Source organism: Ramlibacter monticola, assembly GCF_016722785.1.
GTDB classification, from domain to species: Bacteria; Pseudomonadota; Gammaproteobacteria; order Burkholderiales; family Burkholderiaceae_C; genus Ramlibacter; species Ramlibacter monticola.
This window is the reverse complement of record NZ_JAEQNE010000004.1, coordinates 1-24,513: the sequence shown is the minus strand read 5'-3', so window position 1 is coordinate 24,513 and position 24,513 is coordinate 1. Positions and strand designations below refer to the sequence as shown.

30 protein-coding genes are annotated in these 24,513 nt (G+C 68.1%); 11 read left to right on the top strand and 19 right to left on the bottom strand.

Annotation, left to right across the window (positions count from 1 at the left end):
- The first annotated feature begins 58 nt into the window (after positions 1-58).
- Positions 59-1,225, top strand: a complete 1,167-nt coding sequence (locus tag JJ685_RS16780) for a radical SAM/SPASM domain-containing protein (RefSeq protein WP_201675471.1) — start codon at positions 59-61, stop codon at positions 1,223-1,225.
- Positions 1,226-1,288: 63 nt separating this feature from the next.
- Positions 1,289-1,735 carry a hypothetical protein gene (locus JJ685_RS16775; RefSeq protein WP_201675467.1) on the top strand — a complete coding sequence of 149 codons (447 nt, stop codon included), beginning with the start codon at positions 1,289-1,291 and terminating at the stop codon, positions 1,733-1,735.
- Here the strand turns inward: JJ685_RS16775 and JJ685_RS16770 are convergent, their stop codons facing one another.
- Positions 1,736-3,043, bottom strand: a complete 1,308-nt coding sequence (locus tag JJ685_RS16770) for a M16 family metallopeptidase (RefSeq protein ID WP_201675466.1) — start codon at positions 3,041-3,043, stop codon at positions 1,736-1,738.
- Complete coding sequence (locus JJ685_RS16765; RefSeq protein WP_201675464.1) at positions 3,030-3,719, bottom strand: hypothetical protein; 690 nt, start codon at positions 3,717-3,719, stop codon at positions 3,030-3,032. Before JJ685_RS16765 ends, JJ685_RS16770 begins: the two co-directional genes overlap by 14 nt.
- A gap of 91 nt (positions 3,720-3,810) precedes the next feature.
- On the opposite strand from JJ685_RS16765, the gene JJ685_RS16760 reads away from it, so the two are divergent.
- A complete protein-coding gene (locus tag JJ685_RS16760) occupies positions 3,811-4,512 on the top strand; it encodes an SDR family oxidoreductase (RefSeq protein ID WP_201675462.1) in 702 nt (233 codons plus the stop codon).
- A 7-nt stretch (positions 4,513-4,519) separates the two neighbouring features.
- On the opposite strand, the gene JJ685_RS16755 is transcribed toward JJ685_RS16760, so the two are convergent.
- From JJ685_RS16755 to JJ685_RS16745, 3 genes are all read right to left on the bottom strand, one after another.
- The gene (locus tag JJ685_RS16755; RefSeq protein WP_201675460.1) at positions 4,520-4,726 is read right to left on the bottom strand and encodes a hypothetical protein; all 207 of its coding nucleotides are present in this window, start codon (positions 4,724-4,726) and stop codon (positions 4,520-4,522) included.
- Positions 4,727-4,771: 45 nt separating this feature from the next.
- On the bottom strand, positions 4,772-5,602 hold the full coding sequence (locus JJ685_RS16750) for a hypothetical protein (protein ID WP_236599086.1): 831 nt from the start codon (positions 5,600-5,602) through the stop codon (positions 4,772-4,774).
- A gap of 117 nt (positions 5,603-5,719) precedes the next feature.
- Positions 5,720-6,862 (bottom strand): patatin-like phospholipase family protein, encoded by a 1,143-nt coding sequence (locus JJ685_RS16745; RefSeq protein ID WP_201675459.1) that lies wholly within the window; start codon positions 6,860-6,862, stop codon positions 5,720-5,722.
- Positions 6,863-6,916: 54 nt separating this feature from the next.
- Between JJ685_RS16745 and JJ685_RS16740 the strand changes: the two genes are divergently transcribed.
- On the top strand, positions 6,917-7,378 hold the full coding sequence (locus JJ685_RS16740; protein ID WP_201675457.1) for a hypothetical protein: 462 nt from the start codon (positions 6,917-6,919) through the stop codon (positions 7,376-7,378).
- On the opposite strand, the gene JJ685_RS16735 is transcribed toward JJ685_RS16740, so the two are convergent.
- Together JJ685_RS16735 and JJ685_RS16730 are read right to left on the bottom strand one after the other, a co-directional pair.
- On the bottom strand, positions 7,335-10,628 hold the full coding sequence (locus tag JJ685_RS16735) for an ATP-binding protein (RefSeq protein ID WP_201675456.1): 3,294 nt from the start codon (positions 10,626-10,628) through the stop codon (positions 7,335-7,337). The genes JJ685_RS16740 and JJ685_RS16735 overlap by 44 nt on opposite strands.
- 165 nt (positions 10,629-10,793) lie before the next feature.
- Positions 10,794-10,970 carry a hypothetical protein gene (locus JJ685_RS16730; protein WP_201675454.1) on the bottom strand — a complete coding sequence of 59 codons (177 nt, stop codon included), beginning with the start codon at positions 10,968-10,970 and terminating at the stop codon, positions 10,794-10,796.
- 210 nt (positions 10,971-11,180) lie between these two features.
- Here JJ685_RS16730 and JJ685_RS16725 point away from each other — a divergent pair, with 210 nt between their 5' ends.
- The 3 genes from JJ685_RS16725 to JJ685_RS16715 are packed head-to-tail and all read left to right on the top strand — an operon-like array spanning position 11,181 to position 12,182.
- Positions 11,181-11,762: a hypothetical protein gene (locus JJ685_RS16725; protein WP_201675453.1), complete on the top strand. Its 582-nt coding sequence runs from the start codon at positions 11,181-11,183 to the stop codon at positions 11,760-11,762.
- Positions 11,763-11,814: 52 nt separating this feature from the next.
- Positions 11,815-11,988, top strand: coding sequence for a hypothetical protein (locus tag JJ685_RS16720; protein ID WP_201675451.1), 174 nt, complete (start codon positions 11,815-11,817; stop codon positions 11,986-11,988).
- On the top strand, positions 11,964-12,182 hold the full coding sequence (locus JJ685_RS16715) for a hypothetical protein (RefSeq protein WP_201675449.1): 219 nt from the start codon (positions 11,964-11,966) through the stop codon (positions 12,180-12,182). Before JJ685_RS16720 ends, JJ685_RS16715 begins: the two co-directional genes overlap by 25 nt.
- On the opposite strand, the gene JJ685_RS16710 is transcribed toward JJ685_RS16715, so the two are convergent.
- From JJ685_RS16710 to JJ685_RS16700, 3 genes are all read right to left on the bottom strand, one after another.
- The gene (locus JJ685_RS16710) at positions 12,175-12,870 is read right to left on the bottom strand and encodes a glutathione S-transferase family protein (RefSeq protein WP_201675447.1); all 696 of its coding nucleotides are present in this window, start codon (positions 12,868-12,870) and stop codon (positions 12,175-12,177) included. The two genes, JJ685_RS16715 and JJ685_RS16710, sit on opposite strands and share 8 nt — an antisense overlap.
- 37 nt (positions 12,871-12,907) lie before the next feature.
- On the bottom strand, positions 12,908-14,032 hold the full coding sequence (locus JJ685_RS16705) for an alkene reductase (RefSeq protein ID WP_201675445.1): 1,125 nt from the start codon (positions 14,030-14,032) through the stop codon (positions 12,908-12,910).
- 120 nt (positions 14,033-14,152) lie between these two features.
- Positions 14,153-16,387 carry an NADP-dependent isocitrate dehydrogenase gene (locus JJ685_RS16700; RefSeq protein ID WP_201675443.1) on the bottom strand — a complete coding sequence of 745 codons (2,235 nt, stop codon included), beginning with the start codon at positions 16,385-16,387 and terminating at the stop codon, positions 14,153-14,155.
- Between the two features lie 146 nt (positions 16,388-16,533).
- Here JJ685_RS16700 and JJ685_RS16695 point away from each other — a divergent pair, with 146 nt between their 5' ends.
- Entirely contained in the window at positions 16,534-17,097 is a 564-nt protein-coding gene (locus JJ685_RS16695) for a hypothetical protein (protein WP_201675441.1), read from the top strand.
- Between the two features lie 87 nt (positions 17,098-17,184).
- On the opposite strand, the gene JJ685_RS16690 is transcribed toward JJ685_RS16695, so the two are convergent.
- From JJ685_RS16690 to JJ685_RS16675, 4 genes are all read right to left on the bottom strand, one after another.
- The gene (locus JJ685_RS16690) at positions 17,185-17,646 is read right to left on the bottom strand and encodes a DUF3617 domain-containing protein (RefSeq protein ID WP_201675439.1); all 462 of its coding nucleotides are present in this window, start codon (positions 17,644-17,646) and stop codon (positions 17,185-17,187) included.
- A gap of 7 nt (positions 17,647-17,653) precedes the next feature.
- On the bottom strand, positions 17,654-18,097 hold the full coding sequence (locus JJ685_RS16685; RefSeq protein ID WP_201675437.1) for a DMP19 family protein: 444 nt from the start codon (positions 18,095-18,097) through the stop codon (positions 17,654-17,656).
- Positions 18,098-18,105: 8 nt separating this feature from the next.
- Positions 18,106-18,534 (bottom strand): hypothetical protein, encoded by a 429-nt coding sequence (locus JJ685_RS16680; protein WP_201675436.1) that lies wholly within the window; start codon positions 18,532-18,534, stop codon positions 18,106-18,108.
- 86 nt (positions 18,535-18,620) lie between these two features.
- A complete protein-coding gene (locus tag JJ685_RS16675; protein ID WP_201675434.1) occupies positions 18,621-18,932 on the bottom strand; it encodes a potassium channel family protein in 312 nt (103 codons plus the stop codon).
- 244 nt (positions 18,933-19,176) lie between these two features.
- On the opposite strand from JJ685_RS16675, the gene JJ685_RS16670 reads away from it, so the two are divergent.
- Entirely contained in the window at positions 19,177-20,832 is a 1,656-nt protein-coding gene (locus tag JJ685_RS16670; RefSeq protein ID WP_201675432.1) for an alpha-amylase family protein, read from the top strand.
- Positions 20,833-21,079: 247 nt separating this feature from the next.
- On the opposite strand, the gene JJ685_RS16665 is transcribed toward JJ685_RS16670, so the two are convergent.
- A complete protein-coding gene (locus JJ685_RS16665; protein ID WP_201675430.1) occupies positions 21,080-21,421 on the bottom strand; it encodes a YciI family protein in 342 nt (113 codons plus the stop codon).
- A gap of 214 nt (positions 21,422-21,635) precedes the next feature.
- On the opposite strand from JJ685_RS16665, the gene JJ685_RS30420 reads away from it, so the two are divergent.
- Positions 21,636-21,860: an addiction module protein gene (locus tag JJ685_RS30420; protein WP_201675429.1), complete on the top strand. Its 225-nt coding sequence runs from the start codon at positions 21,636-21,638 to the stop codon at positions 21,858-21,860.
- Complete coding sequence (locus JJ685_RS16655; RefSeq protein WP_201675428.1) at positions 21,860-22,153, top strand: type II toxin-antitoxin system RelE/ParE family toxin; 294 nt, start codon at positions 21,860-21,862, stop codon at positions 22,151-22,153. The genes JJ685_RS30420 and JJ685_RS16655 overlap by 1 nt, the downstream gene beginning before the upstream one ends.
- Before the next feature lie 164 nt (positions 22,154-22,317).
- Here JJ685_RS16655 and JJ685_RS16650 read toward each other — a convergent pair whose 3' ends face one another.
- The 4 genes from JJ685_RS16650 to JJ685_RS16635 all read right to left on the bottom strand — a co-directional run bounded on the left by JJ685_RS16650 (position 22,318) and on the right by JJ685_RS16635 (position 24,241).
- Positions 22,318-22,833: a hypothetical protein gene (locus JJ685_RS16650; RefSeq protein ID WP_201675427.1), complete on the bottom strand. Its 516-nt coding sequence runs from the start codon at positions 22,831-22,833 to the stop codon at positions 22,318-22,320.
- Between the two features lie 121 nt (positions 22,834-22,954).
- The gene (locus JJ685_RS16645) at positions 22,955-23,257 is read right to left on the bottom strand and encodes a type II toxin-antitoxin system RelE/ParE family toxin (protein ID WP_201675426.1); all 303 of its coding nucleotides are present in this window, start codon (positions 23,255-23,257) and stop codon (positions 22,955-22,957) included.
- On the bottom strand, positions 23,254-23,487 hold the full coding sequence (locus tag JJ685_RS16640; protein WP_201675425.1) for an addiction module protein: 234 nt from the start codon (positions 23,485-23,487) through the stop codon (positions 23,254-23,256). The genes JJ685_RS16645 and JJ685_RS16640 overlap by 4 nt, the downstream gene beginning before the upstream one ends.
- 169 nt (positions 23,488-23,656) lie before the next feature.
- Entirely contained in the window at positions 23,657-24,241 is a 585-nt protein-coding gene (locus tag JJ685_RS16635; RefSeq protein WP_201675424.1) for a hypothetical protein, read from the bottom strand.
- Positions 24,242-24,513 lie beyond the last annotated feature (272 nt).

The window sequence follows — 24,513 nt, the reverse complement described above, 5'->3', positions numbered from 1 at the left end:
TCAATACCGCGTTCGCGGCCGCGGCCTATAAGCCGGATCCCTGAATTTTTCGTTCGTCATGCAATCTGCCGTCGTCGCCTTTCCGTCCCCCCTGCGCCATGCCGAGCCCGCGATCCTGGGCCATCGGGTGGAACTGCAGCTCCTGACCACCCTCAAGTGCAACCTGAAGTGCACCTACTGCTCGCTCGGCGTCGGCGACGTGCTGGGGTCGCAGACGCAGGTGGCGTACAGCATCGACCAGCTCACCGCCTTCGCCGCCACGCATCTCGCCGACAAGGAGGTCTACGTGACGTTCTACGGCGGCGAACCGACGCTGAACCGGTCGATGATGGCCGAGGTGATGGAACGCTTCCCGCAGTGGCGCTTCCAGCTGCAGACCAACGGCACCCTGATCGACGACGTGCCGGATTGGATGCTGCGGCGGCTGTCGAACGTGCTGGTCTCGATCGACGGCGGCGAAGTCATCACCGACGGCTATCGCGGACGCGGCATCTACCGCCAGGTGCTGAAGAACCTGCGCCAGGTGCACGAGCAGGTGGGCGGCACGCTCACGGCCCGCGTGACCTGGGGCAATGCCGACACCACCTTCGAGGAACTGGACGCCCTGGTCGCCGCGGACTCGCCCTTCGACTACATGTACTGGCAGTTCGTGGCGGACGCCATGTACGGCGACGGCGGCATCGCCAAGCGCAAGGCGGTGCTGCGCCGCCTGGTCGAGCGCTTCTTCGCGGCGACCGACGCGCTCTATCCCGTGATCCCGCTGATGGGCATCGTGCGCAACAAGCTCTTCCCGGGCCGCGCGCAGGAACTCTACGGCGGCCGCACGCAGTGCCGCGTCTCCTCGCACCTGCTGAACGTGATGCCCGACGGCCAGATCTTCCCCTGCCCCGACATGCTGTACGACCCGAAGATGCTGATGGGGAGCATCCAGCGCAACTGGCTCAAGGCGAGCCCGCTGCAGCGCACGCCCGCCATGCCTTGCGGGAGCTGCGAGGCGTTCGACTGGTGCCGCGGCAATTGCATGAAGAACCTGCACCGGGGTTACGTGGAAGACGACGCCGGCTACCGGGCCGGCGTGGTGGACCCGATCTGCGAGCTCGTCCGCTTCCTCGGCGAGGAGATCGACCGCCACGACCCGCAGGCGTGGTTCGCGCGGCTGCCGGTGCCGCTGCGGAGGCGGCTCACGGATTGCGAGGCCTACGAGTACGTCGAAGTGATGCCCTGAAGGCGCCCGCATGCAGCCGATCGCCCCCGGTGCTATTCTGGGGCGACGGCTGGAGGCAGGCGCATGCGCACCATGGATCCCTCCGAAGCAGCTGCAGCAGTCCTGCTGGCTGGCATCGCCGCGGTCCACGCACTGCTCGGCGGCACCGGGCACTGGCCGCAGCGCGCCGCCTTGCAGGCTCCCGTGCCGCAGCCGCTGCCCGCGCCGGGCAGCACCGCGCGCAAGGCTTTCGAGTGGTGCACCGACAACGTCAGCATCATCCACGACGTGTACTGGGCCAGCGCCTGCATGGTGGCCGCCGACGAGCAGCGCCGGCGGCGCGCGGCCTGCCTCGAGGCCCGCGACGCGTCCGGCGCTCGCGCCGGGGATCCGCCCTGCGACGCGCTGCCGCCACCGCCCGACGATTCGACCGATTGCACCCTGCCCGAGCACATGGCCCTGGTCCTGAACAAGGCCCGGGCGAAGGCGGAGCAGCAATGCCTGGAGGAGGCCGGCGCGGGCCCGCGCTGACTAGCGGCTCGCCGAAGCCAGCGTCGCCACCAGGTCCCGGGCCGACTTCGCGCTCGCCCCCTTGCCGGTGATCGCCAGCGCGGCCGGGTTGCGCAGCATGCGCTCGAACACCGTGCGCACTTCGTCGGCAGCGATGGCGTCGATCTGCGCCAGCGTCTCCTCCATCGGGGTCACCGTTCCGCGCACGAAGAGCTCTTCGACCGCACGCTCCATCGCCGCATAGGTTCGCTCGGAAGAGCGCACGCGCGACACCGTCAGCTGGTTCTTCGCGCGCTCGAGGTGGACCGGGTCGATGCCGGCCGCGTGCGCGCGCAGCAGTTCGCCGGTGGCGGTCATCAGCTGCTCCAGCTTGTCCGGCGTCGTGACCGCATGGACGATGAAGTTGTACCAGGTGTCGCCGCCTTCCGCGCTCGATTGCGCCGTGTAGGCGAGGCCCATCCTTTCGCGCACCGTGTCGGTCAGCGGCGCCGACATGCCGCCGCCGAACAGGATCGCCGCCAGCGAGGCCACGAGGCGCCAGCGCTGCTGGGGCAGCGTCTCCGGAGGCACCGGCCCCATGGGATACGCCAGGTTCAGGAAGACCTGCGACACCTGGCTGAACCGCCGCCCCACGGCGCTGCCGACATAGAGCGGCGTCGCGGGCGCGGAAGGGACCGCGTCCGCGGCGCGGGGCATGCCGGCGAACAGCCGCGCCGCGCGGTCCAGGAAGGCCTCGACTTCGAAATTGCCGGCCGCCGCCACCACCGTCTTCTCCGCCACGTAGTGCGACCGCACGTGCGCGACCAGGTCCGCGCGGGCGAAGCGCTCGATGTTCTTCACCGTGCCGATCACGGGCATGCCCATCGCGTGCTCGCCCCAGATCGCGCGATCGAGCAGCTCGCTCGAGCTCTCCTGCGGATCCTCGGCGTACTCGATCGCCTCCTGCCGGATGACGTCCAGCTCGCGCCGCAGTTCGGCCTCGGGGAAGGTGCTGTTCAGGACGATGTCGGCCGTCATCTCGAGGAAGCGGTCCGCGTGCCGGCCCAGCCCCGTCATGAAGTAGCCGGTGGTGTCCTTGCTCGTGAAGGCGTTCACGTCGGCGCCCAGGCGCTCCGCGTCGAGGTTGATGGCCTGCACGCTGCGCGTCGCGGTGCCCTTGAAGGCCATGTGCTCCAGCACGTGGCTGATGCCGTTGCTGGCCGGCGTCTCGTCGCGCGAGCCCACCCGCAGGAACACGCCCACGCTCGCGCTCTGCACGTGCGGCAGCGGGATCGCGAGCAGCCTCACCCCGTTGGGGAGGGTGCGCAGCACCGGCTCAGCGGCGCGCACCGGCAGGGCCTTCGCAGTAGGGCAACAGCGCCTTCGCCGCCTCGATGCGCAGTTGCAGTTCGACGGCGTGGTCGTTCATCACCTCGAGCAGGAAGCGCCGCGGGTCCGGCTGCTGCGCCGCGCGTGCCGCCGGCGCGGGCTCCGCGTCCGCCGGCCCGGCGAGCGCCAGCGACCGCGCGAAGTCGGCGGGCCGCATGCACTGCAGGCGCGACAGCAGGTCGGCCTGCGCCTCCGGGGTCGGTTCGAGGTCCAGCCAGTGCTCCTCCGCGAACAGGGCGGCCAGGTCGTGTGCGACGAAGGCCGACCACCGCCCCGGTGCGACCTGCGCGGGCGGCAGCGCGCCGGCCTGCGGCATCGCCTCCGAGGGCGCCATGGCGACGCGCCCCGGCGGGACCTCGGCGAGGTAGCGCCTTCGCAATGCGTCGAGGAAGGCGCTCGCGCGCGCCGCCGGCACGGGCTCCGCGAGCGAGAACCACAGCTGGTGCGCGTCGGTGCCGGACACCGCGATGCCGGGCGCCGGCAGCTGCAGGTCCGCCTGCACGCCCTGCCACGCCTTCCCGAGGCGATCCCAGCTGTCGGGCCCTGACACGCCCAGGACCATGGCGCGCGCCTGCCCGGGCGGCGCGGGGTCCGGCGAAAGGAAGAGGCGCTGCAGCTCGGCTTGAAGTCTGTCCATCGTCGGGCCCGACTCTACCCTGTCGTCGCCGCCGGTGTTTCGAAGCGGTACGCTTCCACCCTGGACAGCGCAACATTCAAGGAGGAAGCGCATGGGCACGACGAAGGAGACGGTGATGATCACGGGCGCCGCCGGCCACCTGGGCCGCGCGGTCGCGGCCACGTTCCGCGCGCGCGGCGCGCAGCTGGTGCTGGTGGGCCGCGACCGGGCGCAGCTGCAACGCGCCTTCGAGGATTCCGGCGAGGCCCTGCTGGTCGCCGCCGACCTGCTCGATGCCGACCAGGTCGCCCGGGGCACCGCCGAGGCCGTGGCGAAGTTCGGCCGCATCCATGCCCTGTGCCACCTGGCCGGCGGCTTTCGCATGGGGGATGCGGTGCACCGCACCGCCGACGAGGACTGGCGCTTCCTGATGGACGTGAACGCCCGCACGCTGGTGAACGTGGCGCAGGCGGTGGTGCCGCACATGATCGGCCAAGGCAGCGGCAGGATCGTCACGGTCGGCGCGAGCGCCGCGCAGAAGGGAGCGGCCCACATGGGCGCCTACTGCGCCGCCAAGAGTGCCGTGCTGCGCCTGACCGAATCGATGTCGGCCGAACTGAAGCACAAGGGCCTCAACGTCAACTGCGTGCTGCCCACCATCATCGACACGGTGGACAACCGCGCCGCGATGCCCGAGGCCGATCCCGCGCGCTGGGTGGCGCCGGAAGCGCTCGCGGAGGTGATCGCGTTCCTTGCTTCGGACGCCGCGCGGGCGATCCACGGCGCGGCCATCCCGGTGTCGGGGCTCGCCTGAAGGCCGCTCAGATCCGCGGCAGCCTTCTCCGGCAGGACGCGACATAGCGGCAAAGCTGCCCGTACCTGCGCCAGGCGACGTACTGGAATTGCTGCGTCATCAGCCGCCTCAAGTTGGGGTCGGCGCAGGGTCCGCGCGTGGCCGTGTAGGCCTCGAGCGCGGTTTCCGCCGCCTTCCAGGCGGCCATCAGTTCCTCGAACCGTGTGTCCCGCATGAAGGAATGATGCGCGCAGGCCCGCCCGCGCTTCGCTGACCGATGTCAAGCCTTGCTCTGGTTCGACGGTACCGCCAGGGACCCGAACAGCTGCTCCGGCGTGCGCGTCTCCGGCAGCACGTAGACATAGGCGCCGTATTTCCGGACCGACGGCCGCAGCACGCTGTTGTAGAAATCCGGCGGAACGTTCACGCAGCCGTTGGAGATCCGGTTGTCGTCGGACTCCGGCGTGGCCATGCGCTCCGCGCGCCGCTCCTCCGCGGAGACCCTGCGCAGCCGGTGCATGGAGACGGCGGCCTTGTAGTCGATCCAGATGATGTCTTCGCCGTGGTTGTTCTTGCCGGGGGCGGCCAGGAAGCGGCCGGCGGGCGTGGTCTTCTCTTCTTCCTTGATCTGCGACAAGGGCTTGCTGCCGATGCCGGGCGCACTGTCGTCGCCGACCGCCTTTCCCAACAGCACGGGCGTGTGGTCCTTCAGCTTGCCGCGGGGGTCGAAGACATAGAGCCGGGCATTCTTCTTGTCGATCAGGACGAAGGCCCTCTTGCCTTGGTTGCGCGTGGCGGAGACCCAGTTGGCGACCCGCACCACGTCAGCCGGCGCGTCTGCGTCGCCGAAGTCCGCCAGCGGCCCGGGCTTCGCCGGCTCCGGATCCTTCTTCTTCGCCGTCTTCTCCCCCGGCTTCGCGGACGTCGCCTGCGTGGCCTTCTTCGCACCCGCCTGCGCCTTCGTCGTGGAGTCCTTCTTCCCCGCGGCGGTCCGCACGACCGCGGAGGGATCGGCGGCCGCGGCAGCCGGCGGCGCGGCGAACGCCGAAGCGGCCAGCAGGGCGGCGGCGAGCACGAGGCCGCGGCGGAATGGGGCGAACAGGGTCTGCATCGGGGCGTGTGGGCTGGCTGTGACTGTCGTTGCAGCGTAAGCGAGGCCCCCCGGGGCGGCAGGTGCGCGGATGGCGGGGGCGCGTGTAGGAATGGCCCGGCCCGCGCGTGGGCATTCTCAGCGCAGTTCCGGATCGAACGCCAGCAGGCGCTCCACGGCCTCCCTGCCTTCCTCGTACCCGCGCTGCAGGTTGGAGTGCTTCCACTCGAAGTTCACTTTCGTGCGCGGGTGCAGCGGGATCTCCACCACGCGGGGCCGCATCGCCGACTGGTTGATCAGGTGCTGACGGAACAGCTTGATGTCGTCCTCGCCGACTTCGGCGGCGAACTGCATCGGCAGGTTCGCGAGCGCGCCGGAGAGGTCGCGCGCCGGCCGCACCTGGCTGTCGTCGACGATGCGGCTCACCCAGATCTCGTCGAGCCGCGGGTGGTCGCGCACGATGTTCGCGAAGTTGACCGTGTCGACCAGGGCGCCCTCCGTGTATTCGTCCTCGCCGATCTTCACGCTCTGCTCGATGTAGGGCAGAGCCGAGCAGGCGCAGAGGGACTCGTGCGTGATCGGGAAATAGCCGTTGCGGCGCGCGTGGCCGGCCCCGGCGCGGTTGTGGAAGATCTGCATGGCGCCGGGCTTGCGGCCGCGGGGCATGCGCCAGGCGTTGTGGTAGATCTCCGGCATGCCCGGGGCATCGAGCGCGACGTCCCCGAAGGCCGCTTTCAGGGCGGGACTTTCGTCGTAATAGATCCGCGACAGCCCGTTGATCTCGGACTTGTAGACCAGGGCCGTGAGCCAGCGCGTCCAGGGGTGCACGGCCAGCACGTCGTTCAGCATCCAGTAGTTGATCTCGTGCGCCTTCGGCACCTTGGAGACCAGTTCGAGCGTGTGGGCCATGCTCTTCGCCACCTCGGCGGGCTGCGGCATCAGCTTGGTGAGGTCGAGGCCCGGAGCGACCACGAAGCGCGCCCACGCCTGGAACACCGCCAGCAGGTCCGTCGCGAAGCCGCGGTTCATGGGAAACCATTCGTACGAGTGGTCGTCGCGGAAGCAGTGGTCGCGGAAGAACGCCAGCGTCTGGGCGGCGCGGTCCGGCGGCTTGCGGGTGTTGTAGACGATGCCGACCCAGGCCCCCACACAGGAGAGCGAGAAGACATCGAACTCGATGCCCGCTTCCTCCAGCGCCGCGAGGGCGCCGATGTGCAGCCCCGCCGCGGGCCCGCCGCCCGCCAGCGCGATCGCCCTCTTCTTCCGTCCGTCTTCTTTCATCGTTGCCTGCCTCACGTTGTTTGTCATATTCTGTTGCAGACGCGTGGAGTTCGCATGATCCATATAAATGAATGGGACCCGGTCCCGTGGGATACGCCGCGGCCCGCCAAGGGCCTGCCGTCCCGCCCCCCGGCGCGCACGGCGCTGGTGGACCTCATCTCCGGCAAGCTGAAGACCGGGAACGAGCCGCCCATGGCGGTGCACTTCTACCTGGGCGAGGGGCTGAAGTGGATCCGGGTGGGTTTCGATGCGGAAACGTCGCTCGCGCCGCCCTCCGTCGGCACCGTCGGCCGCGCCATCGCGGAATGCGTCGGCGACGCGGGCCCGCTGTACTTCAGCGCCCTGCGCTCGCAGGACATGCTGTTCTTCCTGGAGGGCGGCCGGGAGAAATCCGCGGGCATGGGTCCGCGGGCCTACGGGCGCCCGCTGGAGGAAGTGCTGGAGGCCTGGGGGCTGGCCCCGGCGCCGGCCCTCAAAGCATCGCCGAAGCGCCGTACTCGCAGCGCGACAGGCTGAAGCCGTGCCGGCGCGCCAGGTCCCGGGCCGCGCGCATCGCCTGCAGGGCCCGCTCGCCATGCCCGGCGAGTTGCAGCGCATGGGCCCAGGTCAGGGTGGCGAACGCCTGTTCGGCGCGCGCGCCGCCCTGTTCGTGCAGGCGCACGGCCTGGTCGAACAGCGCCTGCGCGGCCTCCGGGTCGCCGCCGGTGCGCACGCTGCTCACCGCCTTGACGCGCCAGGCCATCGCTTCCGTGAAGTAGCCGCCGACCGCGCGCGCCGTCTCGATCGCCTGGTCCGCGCTCGCCAGCGCGCGCGCATGCTCGCCTCTGAAGCAGGCGAGCTCCGCCTCGATGGCGGGGAGGTAATCGGGCAGCGACCACTGCCCCTGCGCGAAGCGCTCCAGCATCGCGCGCGCCTGCTCCAGCGCCTGCGCCGCCTCGTCGAAGCGGCCCGCGCGGCACAGGCACAGCGAGAGGAACACGAGGCCGTGCCAGCCGAGGTAGGGCACCGAATGGACCTCGCTGAGCTCGACGCAGCGCCGCGCATCCGCCACGGCTTCGTCGAAGCGGCGCAGCGCCATCAGCGCGTGGCTGCGCCAGATGCGCGCCCCGGCCACGTAGATCGGTGACTGCAGCTGCTCCGCCTCCCGCACCGAATCGTCGGCGAAGCGCAGGCCCCCGTCGCCCGGCCCCGTCTCGCACATGGCATAGGCGATCCAGCCGAGCCCCGAGATGTAGTCGATGAAGCTGCCGGCCTCCTTGTAGTGGCCGATGTTGCCCTCGTGGATGAAGTCCAGCGTCTCGTTGAACAGGCCCTGGCAGCAGAGGTTCATGCTGAGGGCGGAGGCCGGCTTCATCTCCAGCAGCATCGATTCCCGCTCGCGCCCGAGCTGGCGGATCTCCGCGAAGATGCGGCGCGCCTGCGTGTAGCGGCCCGTGTACAGGTACGCGCGGCCTTCCTGGAACAGGATCGCGGACATGGTCGCGTCGTCAAGGCTCACGCCGTCCGTGCGCGCCAGGCTGCGCGCCAGGGCGCCCAGTTCCATCAGCCGCCGCGGCAGGATCGCGAAGCGCCCCACTTCCATCAGGCCCAGGATCACGTCGATGTGGCGCCGCACGTTGGCCGGCGTGACTTCGAGCCTGGCCACGAGCTCCTCCGCCCGCGTGAAGTACGACAGCGCTTCGGCGATGGCCACCATGCGGGTCGAGGCGACGCCGGCCGCATGGAGGTAGCCGACCTCCTTCGCGGGCAGGTTGGCCTCGTGGCAGTGGTGCGCCATGAGCCCCGGCTCGTTGAGGGCCATGCCGGGGTGGTGCTTCTCGATCGCGTGCACGATGCGCGCGTGCAGGGCCTGGCGGTCGCCGCGCAGCTGGCCGTCGTAGGCGGCCTGCTGGATCAGGGCGTGCTTGAAGAGGTATTCCGCCTTGGGCGGCTCGCCCCGGCGGAACAGCAACTGCGCCTCCACCAGCCGGTCCAGCGCGGCGGCCAGTGAGCGCGCCGGCTGGCCGGTGACGTCCAGCAGCAACGCGAAGGTGAATTCGCGCCCCAGCGCACTGGCCACGCGCGCGACCTCGCGCGCGCCCTCCAGCCGGTCCAGCCTGGCCAGCAGGCTGTCGCGCAGCGTCCAGGGGATGTCCAGCGCGGGCAGCGGCTCGCCGGCTGCGGGAGCGCTGCCCGCGCCGCGCAGCGCTTCCGATTCGAGCACGGTGGCCGTCAGTTCCTCGATGAACAGCGGCACGCCGTCGGTCTTGGCCAGGATCAGGTCCACCACCGCGGTCGGCAGCGTCTGGCCGTTGCAGGCGTTGCGGATCAACTTCTCCGCGTCGGCCGCGTGCAGCGGCTCCAGGGGGATCTCGCTCGCGCGTCCGACCGCGCTCCAGTCCCGCTGCTCCGGCGGGCGCGTGGTGATCAGCGCCATGAACGGACGCTGCCGCATGCGCGCGAACAGGATCCGCAGGAAGGCCTCGGTGGCGCCGTCCATCCAGTGCGCGTCCTCCAGCATGAACAGCACGGGCGCGGACTCGGAGTGGCGCTCGAAATGCCGCACCAGCACTTCGCGCGTGAGGTTGCGCCGCTGGTCCGCCGGCATCGGCGGCAGCGCTTCCGTCTCGGGCAGCGCCGCACCCAGCAGGTCGGCGACCAGGGCGACCTCCAGGCGCGTCGCCATGCCGCCCAGCCAGCCCGAGAGATGGGCCACGTTGTCGGCCGGGTCGTTGCCGGTGACGCGGGCCTCGCGGCGGATCCACGCGATCAGCGGATGGAGCGGCGTGCGGGCCTGGTTGGGCGAGCACTGCAGCAGGACCACCAGCCCCGCCGAGCGCGCGAACTGCTCCGAGGCCGTGCGCAGGAGGCGCGACTTGCCGATGCCCGCCTCGCCGCGCACGGTGACGATGCTGGCCTGCCCCTGCCGCGCGAGTTGCCAGTGGGCCGACAGCGTGGCCAGTTCGGTGTCGCGGCCGACGCACTCGAAGAGGGTCGTGCGGTAAGCCTCGAAGCGCACGCTGGAAAGCGATTCCCCCATCACGCGCCACACGTGCACCGGCTTCTCGAGCCCGCGGAACTGGTGCCAACCGAGGTCGGCGTAAGTGAAAAGTCCGCCGGCGAGGCGCCGCGTCTCGTCGGACACGAGCACGCTGCCCGCCGGCGCCAGCGACTCGATGCGCGCGGCGAGGTTGGGAGTGAGGCCGGTGGCGGCGTGGCGCTCGGCGAAGCCCGTGCCCACCATGTCGCTGATCACGGCCATGCCGGTGGCCATCCCGATGTGGACGTCGAGCGCGTCGCGGCCCTGCAGCCGCTCGCTCGCGATGCGCTCGAGGATCTGCAGGCTCGCGCGCACCGCGCACTCGGCGGCGTCCTCGCGCGCCTTGGGATAGCCGAAGTAGGCCAGGATGCCGTCGCCCACCAGGCGCGCGGTGAAGCCGCCCGCCGCCTCGATGATGTTGCAGCACGACGAGTAGTAGGCGTGGATGAGGCTGCGCAGGTCGTCGAGGTCCAGCCGCTCGGACAGCGCCGTGGAGCCGACCAGGTCGCAGAACATCACCGTGATCTGCCGGCGCTCGGCCTGCGCGGACTGCGCGGCCTGTTCGGCCACCGCGTCCAGCAGGATGCGGCGATGGCCCAGGGACAGGCCCAGTTCCTTCAGGTCCGAGTCCGACAGGCGCCGCAGGACGTCGAAGCCGACGTCGTTGCGGCGGAAGGTTTCGGCGTGCATCCCCAGGCCGATGGACTGCAGCCAATCGCCGAGATCGTGTTCCCCAGCCGCCCCCATCCGCCCCCTCTCCCCCGCGCCGGATGCCCAACCGGTTGTGCTGACAGTACTTCTTCGAGTTCGGGCCGCGGTGAATTTATCGCATCCGTTACGCGCCGTCGACAAGAAAGCCCGCACGAGGCGGGCTTCAGGTTCACGTCAGCGAGGCTCGCTAGCGGCGCGGATTCAGTCCGACTCCGGCTTGGGCTCCTTCGGATCGGACTCCAGTTCCTTGCGTCCCTCGCGCGCGAGCCGCACGGTTTCGTCCAGCACCTTCTCGTCGGAGGCGGAGGGAATCGGTTCGTCTTCGCGCGGGGTGGCCTCGTCCTGCGCCGCCTGCTCTCGCTGGGTTTCCTTGGGCATGTGGATCTCCTTCGGTGGGGCGCAAATTCTTGAGCCGCCGCCGCCGCTGCCAATGCGGCGCGCGCCGACGCCCGGCGTAGGCGCAGGACTACGCCGCGCAACGCCCGCCCTCCGGGTAGAGACTGTCCCCAGTTCCGGCCGGCCCGCGGTGGCCCTAGAGTGGCCTGCATGCGCGACCGCGGGAGATCGTCCGGCCCGTCGCGGCTTGCAGTGGCCGCCGCGCTCGCCTGCGCGGCCGCAATGGCGCGGCCCGCCAGCCACCTGCTCGAGACCCCATCGCACGCGGTGCGGCTCGAAGTCTCCGAGGAACTGCGGGCCGTCCCCGGCCCCGAGGGGGACATGCTCACCGCCCACCTGGAACTCCCGTCCGGCACGCCGCTGGCTTCGACCGACTGGATCGCGGACGCGTCGCAGGTGCGCGTCGTGATCCGCCCGCTCGCGCCGGGCACGCGCAGCCGCGCCGAAGGACTGCTGGACCGCGCGCTGCCCACGCGCTCGGAGCAGGAGCCCGGCCGCCCCTGGTTCGTGCGGCGCACGCTGGAGGGCATCGGCGTGTACCGGCTTGCGACCCAGGACGCCTGGACGTTCGAGGGCAGCGACGGCGCGGTCGTCGCCGTCCACATGCCCGGCACCCCGATCCATCGCACGCACCTCGCATCGCGCCGCTACGGCGAGCACCTCGAAGTGGTCTACCACTACGGCCGCGAGCACACCGACATCCGCGCGATGGACGCGTTCGTGCTCACGCACCTGCGGGCGCACGTGCTGAGTGTCGCCCGCACGCGTCGGTGACTGTCGCTTGCACGCCAATCGCGTCATCCAAATTCATTCATCAGACGCGAAGGTGACAGGGAGGGGTGTCCGCGCGTACGGGCTGCGCATCCCGCCGGAATTCACCTCCTACATCCAGCCCTTCGTGAAGCACGCGATGGCGAAGTACGGCAAGAACCTGGCGATCGCCGCGGCCGACCACGACTACGCCACTACACCACGGTGCACGCCACCGCGCTGGCCATGAAGCTGGCCGGCACGGTGACCGACGCCGCGGCGATCCGCGCCAACCTGGACAAGGCGATGAAGCAGCTGCCCGCGGCCGCCAACCCGAACAGCCTGGACGGCGTGGACGAGCGCGGCGGCTCGCTGGCCGACACCCGCGTCGCCGTGATCGAAGGCGGCAAGGTGAAGGAGCGGGCGCTGCGGGAGTTCAAGTAGGCACGCCCATCACCACCGGCCCGCCCTTGGCGATCGCGCGCTGGTACGCCGGCCGCGCCTGCATGCGCTCGAGGTAGGCGCGCAGGCAGGGCAGGTCGGCGGCGCCGGCTGCGCGCGCGAACGCGGCCTCCACCGGAAAACTCATCTGGAAATCGGCGACGGTGAGCTGCTCGCCCGCGAACCACTTGTGGTGCGTGAGGTGGCTTTCCATCAGCTGCACGGCGGTGGCGATGTTGGGGTCGATCAGCTTGCGCTGCACCTGCTCGCAAAGCTTGCGCGCGATCGGCCGCGCGAAGAAGGGCATGGGCTGCGAGGGAATGCTCAGGAACACCAGCTTCATCACGAGCCAGTTCATGATCGAGCCCTCGGCGAAGTGCATCCAGTAGCGCACGGGCAGCCACTCGGGCGTGCCCGGCGCGGGCTGCAGGTGGGCGAGCTCGCCCTGCGCGCGGCCGCCATAGGTGGTGGCCAGGTATTCGAGGATCGCGCCGGATTCCGCCACGGAGGTCTCGCCGTCGGTGAGGACCGGCGACTTGCCCATCGGGTGGATGCGGCGCAGCTCCGGCGGCGCCAGCCGCGTCTTGCCGTCCCGCTTGTAGCCGACGATCTGGTACGGCAGGCCCAGCTCTTCCAGCAGCCACAGCACGCGCTGCGAACGGGATGTCTCGAGGTGGTGGACGGTGATCATGCGCCCTCGCGGTGGGGCGCAAGTGTAGCGCCCCCCGTCAGAGTGACGGGTAGTCGATATACCCCACCGGACCCGCCGTATAGAAGGTTCTCGGGTTCGGGGCATTGAGCGCCGCGTCCGCTTTCAGACGCGGCACCAGGTCGGGATTGGCGATGAACGCGCGGCCGAAGGCCACCGCGTCGGCGCGGCCCGTTTCCACCGCGTCGATCGCCATCGCACGGTCGTAGCCGTTGTTGGCGATGTAGGTGCCCCGGAACGCGCGGCGCGCCCAGGCGAAGTCGAAGCCGGGGAGGTCGCGCGGGCCGCCGGTCGCGCCTTCGACGAAGTGGATGAAGGCGATGCCCCGCTGGTCCAGCTCCTCCACGAGCCGTCCGAAGACGGCCTGCGGATGGCTGTCGCCCAGGTCGTTGGCCGGCGTGACCGGCGAGAGGCGGATGCCGACGCGGGAGGCGCCGACTTCGGCCACCACCGCATCCACGACTTTCAGCGCGAAGCGCACGCGGTTCTCGACCGGGCCGCCGTAGGCGTCGGTGCGCTGGTTGGCGCCGTCGCGCAGGAACTGGTCGATGAGGTAGCCGTTGGCGCCGTGGATCTCGACCCCGTCGAAACCGGCGCGCATGGCGTTGGCGGCGCCGCGGCGGTACTCCTCCACCACGGCCTGGATCTCGGCCACCGAGAGCGCGCGCGGCACCGGCACTTCGACCTTGCCCTTGCGCGTGTACGCCGGCACGCGCGGCGCGATGGGCGAAGGCGCCACCGGCTGCACCCCGCCGGTCAGGTCCGGGTGCGAGACGCGGCCCACGTGCCAGATCTGGGCCACGATCTTCGAGCCGGCTTCGTGCACGGCCCGGGTGATGCGCTGCCAGCCCTCGACCTGCGCGTCGGAATAGATGCCCGGCGTGGCCATGTAGCCCTTGCCCGCCGGCGAGACCTGCGTGCCCTCGCTGATGATCAGGCCCGCGTTGCTGCGTTGCAGGTAGTACTCGACGTTCATCTCGCTGCCCGGGACGTCGCCGGCCGATTCGTCGGCGCGGCTGCGCGTCAGCGGCGCCATGACGACGCGATTGGCCACGGCGATGTCGCCGATGCGGGCGGGCTGGAAGAGCTTGAGGCCTTGGGCGTGGGCTGCTGCGGCGGCCGCCGGAGGGAGGGGTGCGTTCATCCAGCTCATCTATGGGCGTCTCGCCCGGCCGCAAGAGTGCGCGACCGAGAGAACACCCGGGGAACGCGACGCGTCATTCCCGCGCGGGCGGGAATGACGGTCTTCAGGCGATGACGGAACTCAGGCGACGGTCGCGAGCGCGGCGTTGAAGGTCGCGCTCGGACGCATGATCGCGCTCACCTTCTTGCGGTCCGGGAAGTAGTAGCCGCCGATGTCGGCCGGCTTGCCCTGCACCGCATTGAGCTCGTCGACGATCTTCTTCTCGTTTTCCGCCAGGGTCTTGGCCAGGGGCGCGAAGCGCTTGGCCAGTTCGGCGTCTTCCGTCTGCGCGGCCAGGGTCTGCGCCCAGTACAGCGTCAGGTAGAACTGGCTGCCGCGGTTGTCCAGCTGGCCGGTCTTCGGCGAGGGGCTCTTGTTGTTCTGGAGCAGCTTGCCGGTGGCGGCGTCCAGCGCCGTGGCGAGGATCTTGGCCTTCTTGTTGCCGGTCTTGTCGCCCTCGTCCTCCAGGCTCACCGCCAGCGCGAGGAACTCGCCCAGCGAATCCCAGCGCAGGTGGTTCTCCTCCACCAGCTGCTGCACGTGCTTCGGGGCCGAGCCGCCCGCGCCCGTCTCGTACATGCCGCCGCCGGCCATCAGCGGCACGATGGACAGCATCTTGGCGCTGGTGCCCAGCTCCATGATCGGGAACAGGTCGGTCAGGTAGTCGCGCAGGATGTTGCCGGTGGCGCTGATCGTGTCCATGCCGCGGACGACGCGCTCCAGCGTGTAGCGCATGGCGCGCACCTGGCTCATGATCTGGATGTCCAGGCCCTTGGTGTCGTGGTCCTTCAGGTAGGTGTTGACCTTCTTGATCACCTCGTTCTCGTGCGGACGGTACGGGTCGAGCCAGAACACCACCGGCATGCCGGAGTTGCGCGAGCGCGTGACCGCGAGCTTGACCCAGTCGCGGATCGCGGCGTCCTTCACCTGGCACATGCGCCAGATGTCGCCCTGCTCCACGTCCTGCGACAGCAGCACCTCGCCCGTCGTGAGGTCGGTGATGTTGGCGACGCCGTCCTCCTGGATCTCGAAGGTCTTGTCATGCGAGCCGTATTCCTCGGCCTGCTGCGCCATGAGGCCGACGTTGGGCACGGTGCCCATGGTCTTCGGGTCGAAGGCGCCGTGCCACTTGCAGAAGTTGATGATCTCCTGGTAGATGCGGGCGAAGGTCGACTCCGGCATCACGGCCTTGACTTCCTTCAGGCGGCCGTCGGCGCCGTACATCTTGCCGCCCTGGCGGATCATCGCGGGCATGGAGGCGTCGACGATGATGTCGTTGGGCGAGTGGAAGTTGGTGATGCCCTTGGCCGAATCGACCATGGCCAGCTCGGCGCGGGTCTCCTGGCAGGCGTGCATGTCGCGCTTGATCTCGTCCTGCTTGGACTCGGGCAGCGACTTGATCTTGTCGTACAGGTTCGCCAGGCCGTTGTTCACGTTCACGCCCAGCTCGTCGAACAGCTTGCCGTGCTTCTCGAAGGCTTCCTTGTAGAAGATCTTGACGCAGTGGCCGAACACGATGGGGTGCGAGACCTTCATCATGGTGGCCTTCACGTGCAGCGAGAACATGATGCCGGTGTTCTTCGCGTCCTCGATCTGCTGCTCGTAGAAGGCCACCAGGGCCTTCTTGCTCATGAACATCGAGTCGATGATCTCGCCGGCCAGCAGGGAGGTCTTCGGCTTCAGCACGATGGTCTTGCCCGACTTCGTGATCAGCTCCATCTTGACGTCGCGCGCCTTGTCGAGCGTCAGCGACTTCTCGCCGTGGTAGAAGTCCCCGGTCGTCATGTGCGACACGTGCGTGCGCGAAGCGGGGCTCCACTCGGCCATGCTGTGCGGGTTCCTGCGGGCGTATTCCTTCACCGCGTTCGGGGCGCGGCGGTCGGAATTGCCTTCGCGCAGCACCGGGTTCACGGCGGATCCCAGCACCTTGCCGTAGCGCTTGCGGAGTTCCTTTTCCTGCTCGGTCTGCGGGTTTTCCGGGAACTCGGGGACCATGTAGCCCTTGGCGCGCAGTTCGCGGATGGCGGCCACCAGCTGGTTCTGCGAGGCGCTGATGTTGGGCAGCTTGATGATGTTGGCGTCCGGCTGCAGCGTCTTCTTGCCCAGTTCGGCCAGCGTGTTGGGCGCCTTCTGCGCGTCGGTCAGGAATTCCGGGAATTCGCCCAGGATCCGGTTGGCCACCGAGATGTCGCACTCGACCACGTCGATGCCGGCCGCGCCCGCGAACGCGCGCACGATGGGGAGGAACGAGTGCGTCGCCAGGTACGGCGCTTCATCGGTGAGGGTGTAGATGATCTTGGAAGTATCGGCAGCCACGGCGTCGTCTCGTCTCGCTAGGAAAAAGGGGTGAATTCGGCGCAACCGGGAAGAAGCGCCAGCCGGATTCTAAGTTCCGCGGCTTTCCCGGCCTTGACGGGGGGAAGTCCGCCCGGGAGTATCCTTCCGCGATGCCGCGACTGGCCTTGACCAACCGCAAGTGGACGCGCCCCGGCGGGCGCGTCGGGGTCGCGATTTCCGCGCTCCTTGCCTGGAGCTTACTGGCGGGGGCCGCCGGAGCCGCCGAGCGGCTGCCGCTGCTGCGTTATTCCGTGCCGGTGCCGGCCCAGTGGCAGGCGCAGCAGCCGGCGAGTACTTTCCGCCTCGCCCAGTTCCGCGTGCCGGCGGCGCCGGGCGCCTCCGATGGCGAGGTCGTGGTATTCCATTTCGGTTCGGGGCAAGGCGGCAGCGCCGACGCCAACATCGCGCGCTGGTCCTCCCAGTTCAAGGGAACGGACGGCGCACCGGTGAGCCCGAAGCGTGAAACATTCACGGTCGGCGGGCTGCCCGCCACGCTCGTGGAACTGACCGGTACCTATACGCGCACGCTCGGCGCCGCGGCCGGAGCGCCCAAGCCGGGCCAGACGCTGCTGGCCACGGTAGTCGAGGCTCCGGAAGGCAACGTGATCTTCCAACTGCACGGGGATCGTGCGACGGTGCAGGCGAATCGCCGCGACTTCCTGGAGATGGTCAAGGGCTGGCGGCCGTAGCCGAACGCAGGCGCTCCTGCATGTCGCGGTAGGCGGACGCGATCAGCCGCAGCGGGAGCCGGAAGAGCCGGTCCATGGATGCGCGGGCTACCTGGGACACGGACCGAGGCGAGGCCCGTGGAGCCTTTGCGACAGGGTCATGTTCTTGCCGCCCATCTTGAGTTCGAGCACGGCCGAGAGACGGCTGCCATCGAGCTCGAAGACCGCCGACCCGGTGGCCGCCTCGGGGTTCCTGCACTGCAGGGCGTAATGCAGGCCATCGCTCGCCTTCGCATCGGACACCAGGGCGCAGCCGGCGAAGGCCTGGTGCCGGAGCAGCGGGAACAGCTCGGTGGCGTCGGGCGCCTGCAGGCACTGGCGCGTCCGGGTCGTCGCGTAGCGAAGCGCCTCCTCCAGGTGCGGCAGCACGGTCTCCGTCGTCAGCTCGTATTCGCCAGGCGCCAGCGCGACGGGCGTGGCGGCGTGGGCGGGGAGGATCGCGGTGGCGAGCAGGCCCGCCAGCACCAGCAGGGGCGCGCCGGTGATCTTCGGCAGCCGGGCGGCTTGCACCGGGGTCTCATGCGGCGGCAAATGCATCGCGGTTCCTCTCCACGTACGCGGCCAGCCTGCTCCAGACGGACTCGTCGCCGCAAATGCGCTTGCTCAGGCGATGGAATTCGCTGTCGGGTTCTGCGCCCAGCTTCGCCAGCCAGAGCTGCCGCAGAGGTTCGAACAGCTGCGGCTCCGCGAACGGGAACATCCTCGCCGTGCTGGCGATGCAGTCCGCCGCCGAGTCCGCTCCGATGCGCCGGTAGGCTTCGACGAAAACGGAATACGGCGGGCTGTTCGGGAAGTCGGCCTCGTAGAAGTATTCGAGGCCTCCGTTGTCGATGATGCCCTGGGCGGATTCGACGAGCAGCAATGTCTGCAATTCGAGGGGAAGCGCCTCCATGTCGCCCGCCGCCTGGTGCAGGCACGACACGGCGTAGTCGTAGGGTCGTCCGAGCGGCGAGGTGCTCATCGCGCGATTCAGACGGCCTTCGAGAGCTGGAGCGTGCCCCAGACCAGCACGACCAGTTGGGCCACGTTGACCAGCAGTGCCGCACCATGGACACGGCGGAAGCGCTGGATGGCTTCGCCCTCGTTCGCTTCGATGCGGGCCCCCAGCTGCTGCATGGCGGGCAGGAGGTACCGTCGGAGCAGCGTCGCGCACCAGGCGAAGGCGGCCGCTCCCGCGGCGAATGCAGGCCGGCCCCAAAGCGCAAAGCTGGCACACGCGCCGACCGCGGCCCAGAAGGCCGCCTTGTAGTAGACAGTGAAGAAGCCACGAATGAAGCTCGCATCGAGCGGCACGTCGTGCTTGAGAACGAGCAGCGGAAGCCCGCCCAGCAGGAAGTAGGTGGTGGTGATGAGCAGCACCACCGTGAAGAGGAACGCCGGGTAGATGGCGAAAGACATGGCACAGGGTCCTGTAGGAGGGCTCGAAGCTGCGGCCTCCAGGGAGAGGCCCGGTTCGCGGCGACCGCCATCTTAGAGCGCACTCCTCAAGGCTGGTCTTCCTTGGTCATGTCCGTCAATGCCTTGACGGCGATACCGGCGATCAGCGCCGTGAACAGCACACCGCAGAAGCCAATGAAGATTGCCAGCGTACGGGTGAGCAGCGTCTTGGGCGCGAGGTCGCCATAACCGATGGTGAGCCCGGAGACGAACGCGAAATACAGCGAATCCGTCCACGGCCAACCCTCCCGGATCCCGACGATCAGGCCGAGGCCGGCGATCAGGACGAGCAGGCCCGAGAGAACCGGCCAGACCACTCGCAAGCCGGTCAGCAGGCCAGCAAGGAACTTGCGTCGCATGGTGCGTGAGTCCACAGCGCCCTTCCTCGGTTCAGGCTGCACGAGCTTGCGATTGTCCCGCGAGAGATAGCCGGGGTCATCCGCCACCCTGCGAACGCCGGTTCAATCTGCCGGACGAATCCCCACGCCCTCGCGCTGCTCTGCCATTGCATCAGTACGTTACATCGGCGGGTCCAGGCCACCCGAGCCCACCCACCCGTCGCATACTCCGCGCCCATCCCTGACAGCAGTCGCGGAGCCCTCGATGATCAAGGACCTCTGGTACAAGAACGCCGTCATCTACAGCGTGCACGTCGGCACCTACATGGACTCGAACGCCGACGGCATCGGCGATTTCGAAGGCCTGGCGCGCCGGCTCGACTACCTGCACGGCCTGGGCGTCACCTGCATCTGGCTGGGGCCCTTCCAGAAGTCTCCGCGGCGCGACGACGGCTACGACATCAGCGACTTCTACCAGGTCGATCCCTGCTTCGGCACGCTGGGCGACTTCGTGGAGTTCACCAACCAGGCGGAGCAGCGCGGCATCCGCGTGATGATCGACCTCGTCGTCAACCACACGAGCGACCAGCATCCCTGGTTCCAGGAGGCGCGCCGCGATCCCGCGTCGAAGTTCCGGGACTTCTACGTGTGGTCCGACAAGAAGCCGGAGAACGCCGACGAGGGCATGGTGTTCCCCGGCGTGCAGAAGACCACCTGGACGCGGGACCCCGTGGCGGGGAAGTACTACTTCCACCGCTTCTACGATTTCCAGCCGGACCTCAATACCGAGAACCCGCTGGTGCTGGCGGAGATCCGCAAGATCATGGGCTTCTGGCTGGAGCTGGGCGTGTGCGGCTTCCGCATGGACGCGATGCCCTTCGTGATCTCCACCAAGGGGCCGCAGCCGCGGCACCGGCTGCGCTACGACATGCTGCGCAGCTTCCGCGAGTTCCTGCAGTGGCGGCGCGGCGATGCGATCATCCTCGCCGAGGCGAACGTGGAGCCGAAGAACAACCTGCATTACTTCGGCGAAGACGGAGACCGGCTGCAGATGATGTTCAACTTCTGGGTGAACCAGCGCGTGTTCTACGCGCTGGCCACCGCCGACATCAAGCCGCTGGTGAAGGCGCTGGAGCAGACGCGCGACCGGCCCGACAACGCGCAGTGGGCCCACTTCCTGCGCAACCACGACGAGCTCGATCTCGGGCGCCTCACCGAGGAGCAGCGCCAGGCCGTGTTCGACGACATGGGGCCCGACAAGGACATGCAGCTCTATAACCGGGGCATCCGCCGGCGGCTCGGGCCCATGCTGCGCGGGGACTGGCGCCGGCTCGAGATGGCCTACAGCCTGCTGTTCACCTTGCCCGGCTCGCCGGTGATCCGCTACGGCGACGAACTCGGCATGGGCGACGACCTCACGCTGCCGGAGCGCAACTGCGCGCGCACGCCGATGCAATGGTCCACCGAGCCGCTGGCGGGTTTCACGCGTTCCAGCAAGCCCGTGCTGCCCGTCATCGAGCAGGGGCCCTACGGCTTCCACAAGATCAACGCCGCCGACCAGCGCCGCGACGCCAGCTCGCTGCTGAACTGGACGGAGCGCATCATCCGCATGCGCAAGGAAGTGCCCGAGATCGGCTGGGGCGACTTCAAGGTGCTGGACACCGGCAACGACGGCGTGCTGGCGCTGCGCTACGACTGGCGCAACAACGCCGTGGTCACCATCCACAACCTGCGCAACGAGTCCACCGAGATCCAGATCCGCCTCGCCGACGAGAAGGGGCGGCAGCTCGTCAACCTGCTCACGCAGGACCACAGCCAGGCCCATGGGCGCGGCGTGCACACGATCGTGATGGAGCCCTACGGCTACCACTGGTACCGCGTCGGCGGGCTGGGTTATCTGCTGGAGCGGAGCAATGAATAGGGGGTCTCGACTGTCCTGTGTCTACTCAGAAGCCCGGGTCTTTTCCGCGATCCGGGGATCGGGTGTCTGCCCATGAAGCGGTCCGCAAGAGAGGAGAAAGGCCAGTGCGACAGCGGCCAAAAAGGAATGCGTGCGAAGTGGCGGTCGCACGAGAGACGTCATGGCAGACTGAAGTAAGGTGCGCCGAGAGCGGCGTCAGCTTGAATGAATTGTCAGGCTGCACTTCTGCACCATTCCAGTACCTCCCTCAGGCCCGCGGGTCGAACCCGAAGGCGCGTAGTTCCTGCATGCACCGGCAGGCCTTCGCAATGCGCGCGGCCCACGCGACGGCCTCCTCGCGCGAGGGCAGTTCGAGCACGGTGAAGCCGCCGTCCAGCGGGGGCGCCCAGGAGTAGCCGCCCTCGGCGACCGACCCGTCGGCCGAGACGAGGCCGGGCGGCACGGCTCCGTCGATGCCGCCGGCGAAGACGTAAACGCCAGCGGCCTTTGCCTCATCGATCACGGCGCTCGCGTCGCGGCCCACCGCCTCCAACTCGCCCTCGGGCACGACCATCGCCGCACTGGGAAAGGAGATCAGGTACTTGGCCATGGTGCGCTTTCCTTGGAGATGGATGGCGGTGGTGACGTGTGTGTGTGCGGGCTGATGACGGAGCTAACCGGCACGCAGCGGCATTGCACCGCGAGACGAATGCTCCCGCGCACGGCTCGCGGCGCAATGGCGCTGCGTTTTCGTGTCGAACCACCTGTGAGATGGCGGATGGCCCAGGTACACGACTCGTGGGGCGGGTGCTAGACTTTCCTGCATGAATGCTCGCGTAGATCACCTTCTGCACGAAGCTTTGGCACTTCCGGACGAAGAGCGCTCTGCTCTCGTCGTGGCGTTGCTCGACAGTCTGGAGGGTAGCGCAGATCCCTCGATTTCGGAAGCTTGGCGGGAAGAAGTGCGAAAGCGCCGCGCAGCCCTCCGCGACGGCTCCGTGCAGCCCGTCGCTTGGGCCGATGCGAAGGCGCGCTTGAGCGCTCTGTAGTGCGCTTCCGAGTTTCGCTTCTGCCGTTAGCAGAAGAGGAGATCGAGGAAGCCTTTCACTGGTACTTCGAACGCAGCCCCTTCGCGGCGGATGCATTCCGTTCCGAATTGATCGCGGCAATCGATAGCCTCTCCGAGGATCCGCTGATGTGGCCCGCAGATTCGGACGCTATCCGCTACTACATCCTCCGGCGCTTTCCCTACACGATCCACTTTGAGGTGGCAGGCACCGAGGTCATCGTGTTGGCGGTTGCCCATCAACGTCGCCGGCCTGGCTACTGGCAGGACCGTTGATCAAGCACGGGGTTTCTCCGCCGTCTAACGTAGAAACGACCCGCGGACAGTAGGCGGGCGAGAGCGCGCCGATAGAACGTCCGCGTCGACTGCCATGTAAGACGGCATTGCCCGCGGAAGCCAGAAGCCGGCTGAAGCGGCCCGACTGATGCACGGGTTAGGCATCACTTGCTGCCTTCGCGAATGCGAGCGCCCGTGAATGTTGTTCTCCACTTGTCCTCGTCCTCGCCGACCGCCATGTCTCGGCTGAAGTGGGCGTCGACGCAGTGAGTTCCACCCGCAGAAGACAAGAGGTGAGCATGCAGTTCCTTCTTGCCCCGCTGTTCAAGAATGTAAAGGACCAGGAAGGTAGATGCATCAAAGGGCGCGCGATAGATGCTGTCTCGGTCTGGCATGTTTGGGCGTTTGACGAGATCCCGAAGGAACATACCAGCGCACGTTCTCGTACTACCGGCCTGAGGCGAAGGCGCCGCGGTCACTTCCGCCGCAAAGATCTCATTCCGGCCCAGAGCATGAACGGAAAGTGCATTCGAGCGATTGGGGATGTTGGTGACCCTGAAGTCCGGGATCTGCGGTACGGACACTACAAATGGTGGCGGCTCGAACGCCTGCTCGAAGGCCCATGACGATGAAGCCTCGGCCACGAGGAAGAGCGAAGCGATGCATGCAAAGGAGCGCATGGTGCTGGGTAGCGTCTAACGTGAAGATGACCGGCACGTTGCGGCAAGGGGTGGAACGGTGCACGATTTCCAACGGCGCCGTGCGGCCCCTTGCCGCAACGTGTCAGCGTCGACCGACCTGTTATACGTCACGGACCCGCCTCTTCCAGTAGCCTGGCCGCCTCTTCATGGGCGCGATGGCGACGACATAGACCTCATGCTCGCTATGCAAATACACCAGCGAGAATTTGAACCTGCGATCAATGACGCGGCGCGTCTTGTTTCGGTATTCTGGCCAAGCCTCAGGAGTAGCAGCCGCCTGCATTTCCGCGGCGTGAACCGCCTTGTCGTAGATTTCCGCAAGCCGAGTGCTGATGGCCGCGTAGTACTCGACATCGTGCAGAAACTCCGCACGGGCTTCCGGGTGGTAGCGGACCGCTCTCACCGCCGAATCAAACGGCGGGCTTCGGCGTGGACTTCCTCGGCGGGGATGAGACGGACGGCGCCCGACTCGATTTCGGCAACCCGGCGCTCGATTTCCCGATCCCAGGCAGCCTCGGCGTCGGCGTCAGCCTCCCCCTGCAAGGACTCCAGGAGTTCTTCTGCGAGGCGAGCGCGATCCTCGGCTGACAAAGCTTTGGCTCGAGCTGAAAGTTCGTCGACTAGGGTGGACATTGCGACCTCCACATGCTTCGACACAGTTTACTCGGTACCGCCCAGCAGCGCCTGTGAGGACGTATAACGTCGGAGTTGACCGGCACGCAGCGGCGAGGCGCCGCAAGACGTATGCTCCCGCGCACGGCTTGCGGCGCCTTGCCGGTGCGTGTCCGCGTCGAACGACATGTTAGACCGGGCGGGCGCCATCTGCTGCCTTTGACTTTGGAAAGATCGTATGACTGTAGCGGCCAACCGGGTCGTACAGGTAGATCTCACGGAATTGGGAGGGCGGTAGCCGCTCCCTAATACGAACCACCAAATCGGCCCATTCGTCCGGCATGTAAGGGAGGTTCAACGTGCACTGGACAATCAACGTGGTGTCCTGCGGGTATCGCTTTGCTTCCTTCTTCGCCACTTGGTCCAGCACGAGATCAGCAAACTTGGCAACGAAATCTCCGTTGGTATGGCTGACCGGCACCGACTCGATGGAACCGTCCTTCAGTCGACGCAAGCCGTCAAGTCCAAAGGCAAAACCTGCCGTGTCCAACAACTCGCGACTGAGATATTCGTTGGGATGGACCGCGGAGGTCACTTCGGCGTACGCCTTCGCCGGGTAGTTGTTCTCTGAAACGTGGCCGCCACGCTGCTCAATTTCTGCGTCGTAGGTTTGCGGCCCGTCAATCCAGCGAACCGACATGTAAAGGCCGGGTCGGTAGTTCGCCTGGACATACATGCAAATCGGAAGGAGTTCCTCCAGCAGTCGCTTCTCCACTTGGGTCGGTCGCATTCGCAGCCGGGAACCACCGTCAGGGGAACTCCAGATGGACTCGAACAGGGCGTAGACCCGAGCGCAGAACTCAAGCCCGTCCAAGAGTTGGCCGTCGAACTGTGTCAGCGCGTCTGATTGCACGGTCTAACGAAAACGAATAGCGTTTATCTGCCGCCGCGCAGCATCGACAACCACGGACCCTCCCTGCGGCAGATAAACCTTGTTGGACTAAACCGCCGAGGCACGGCGGCGCTATTGGGCAGTGTAAGGTTTGG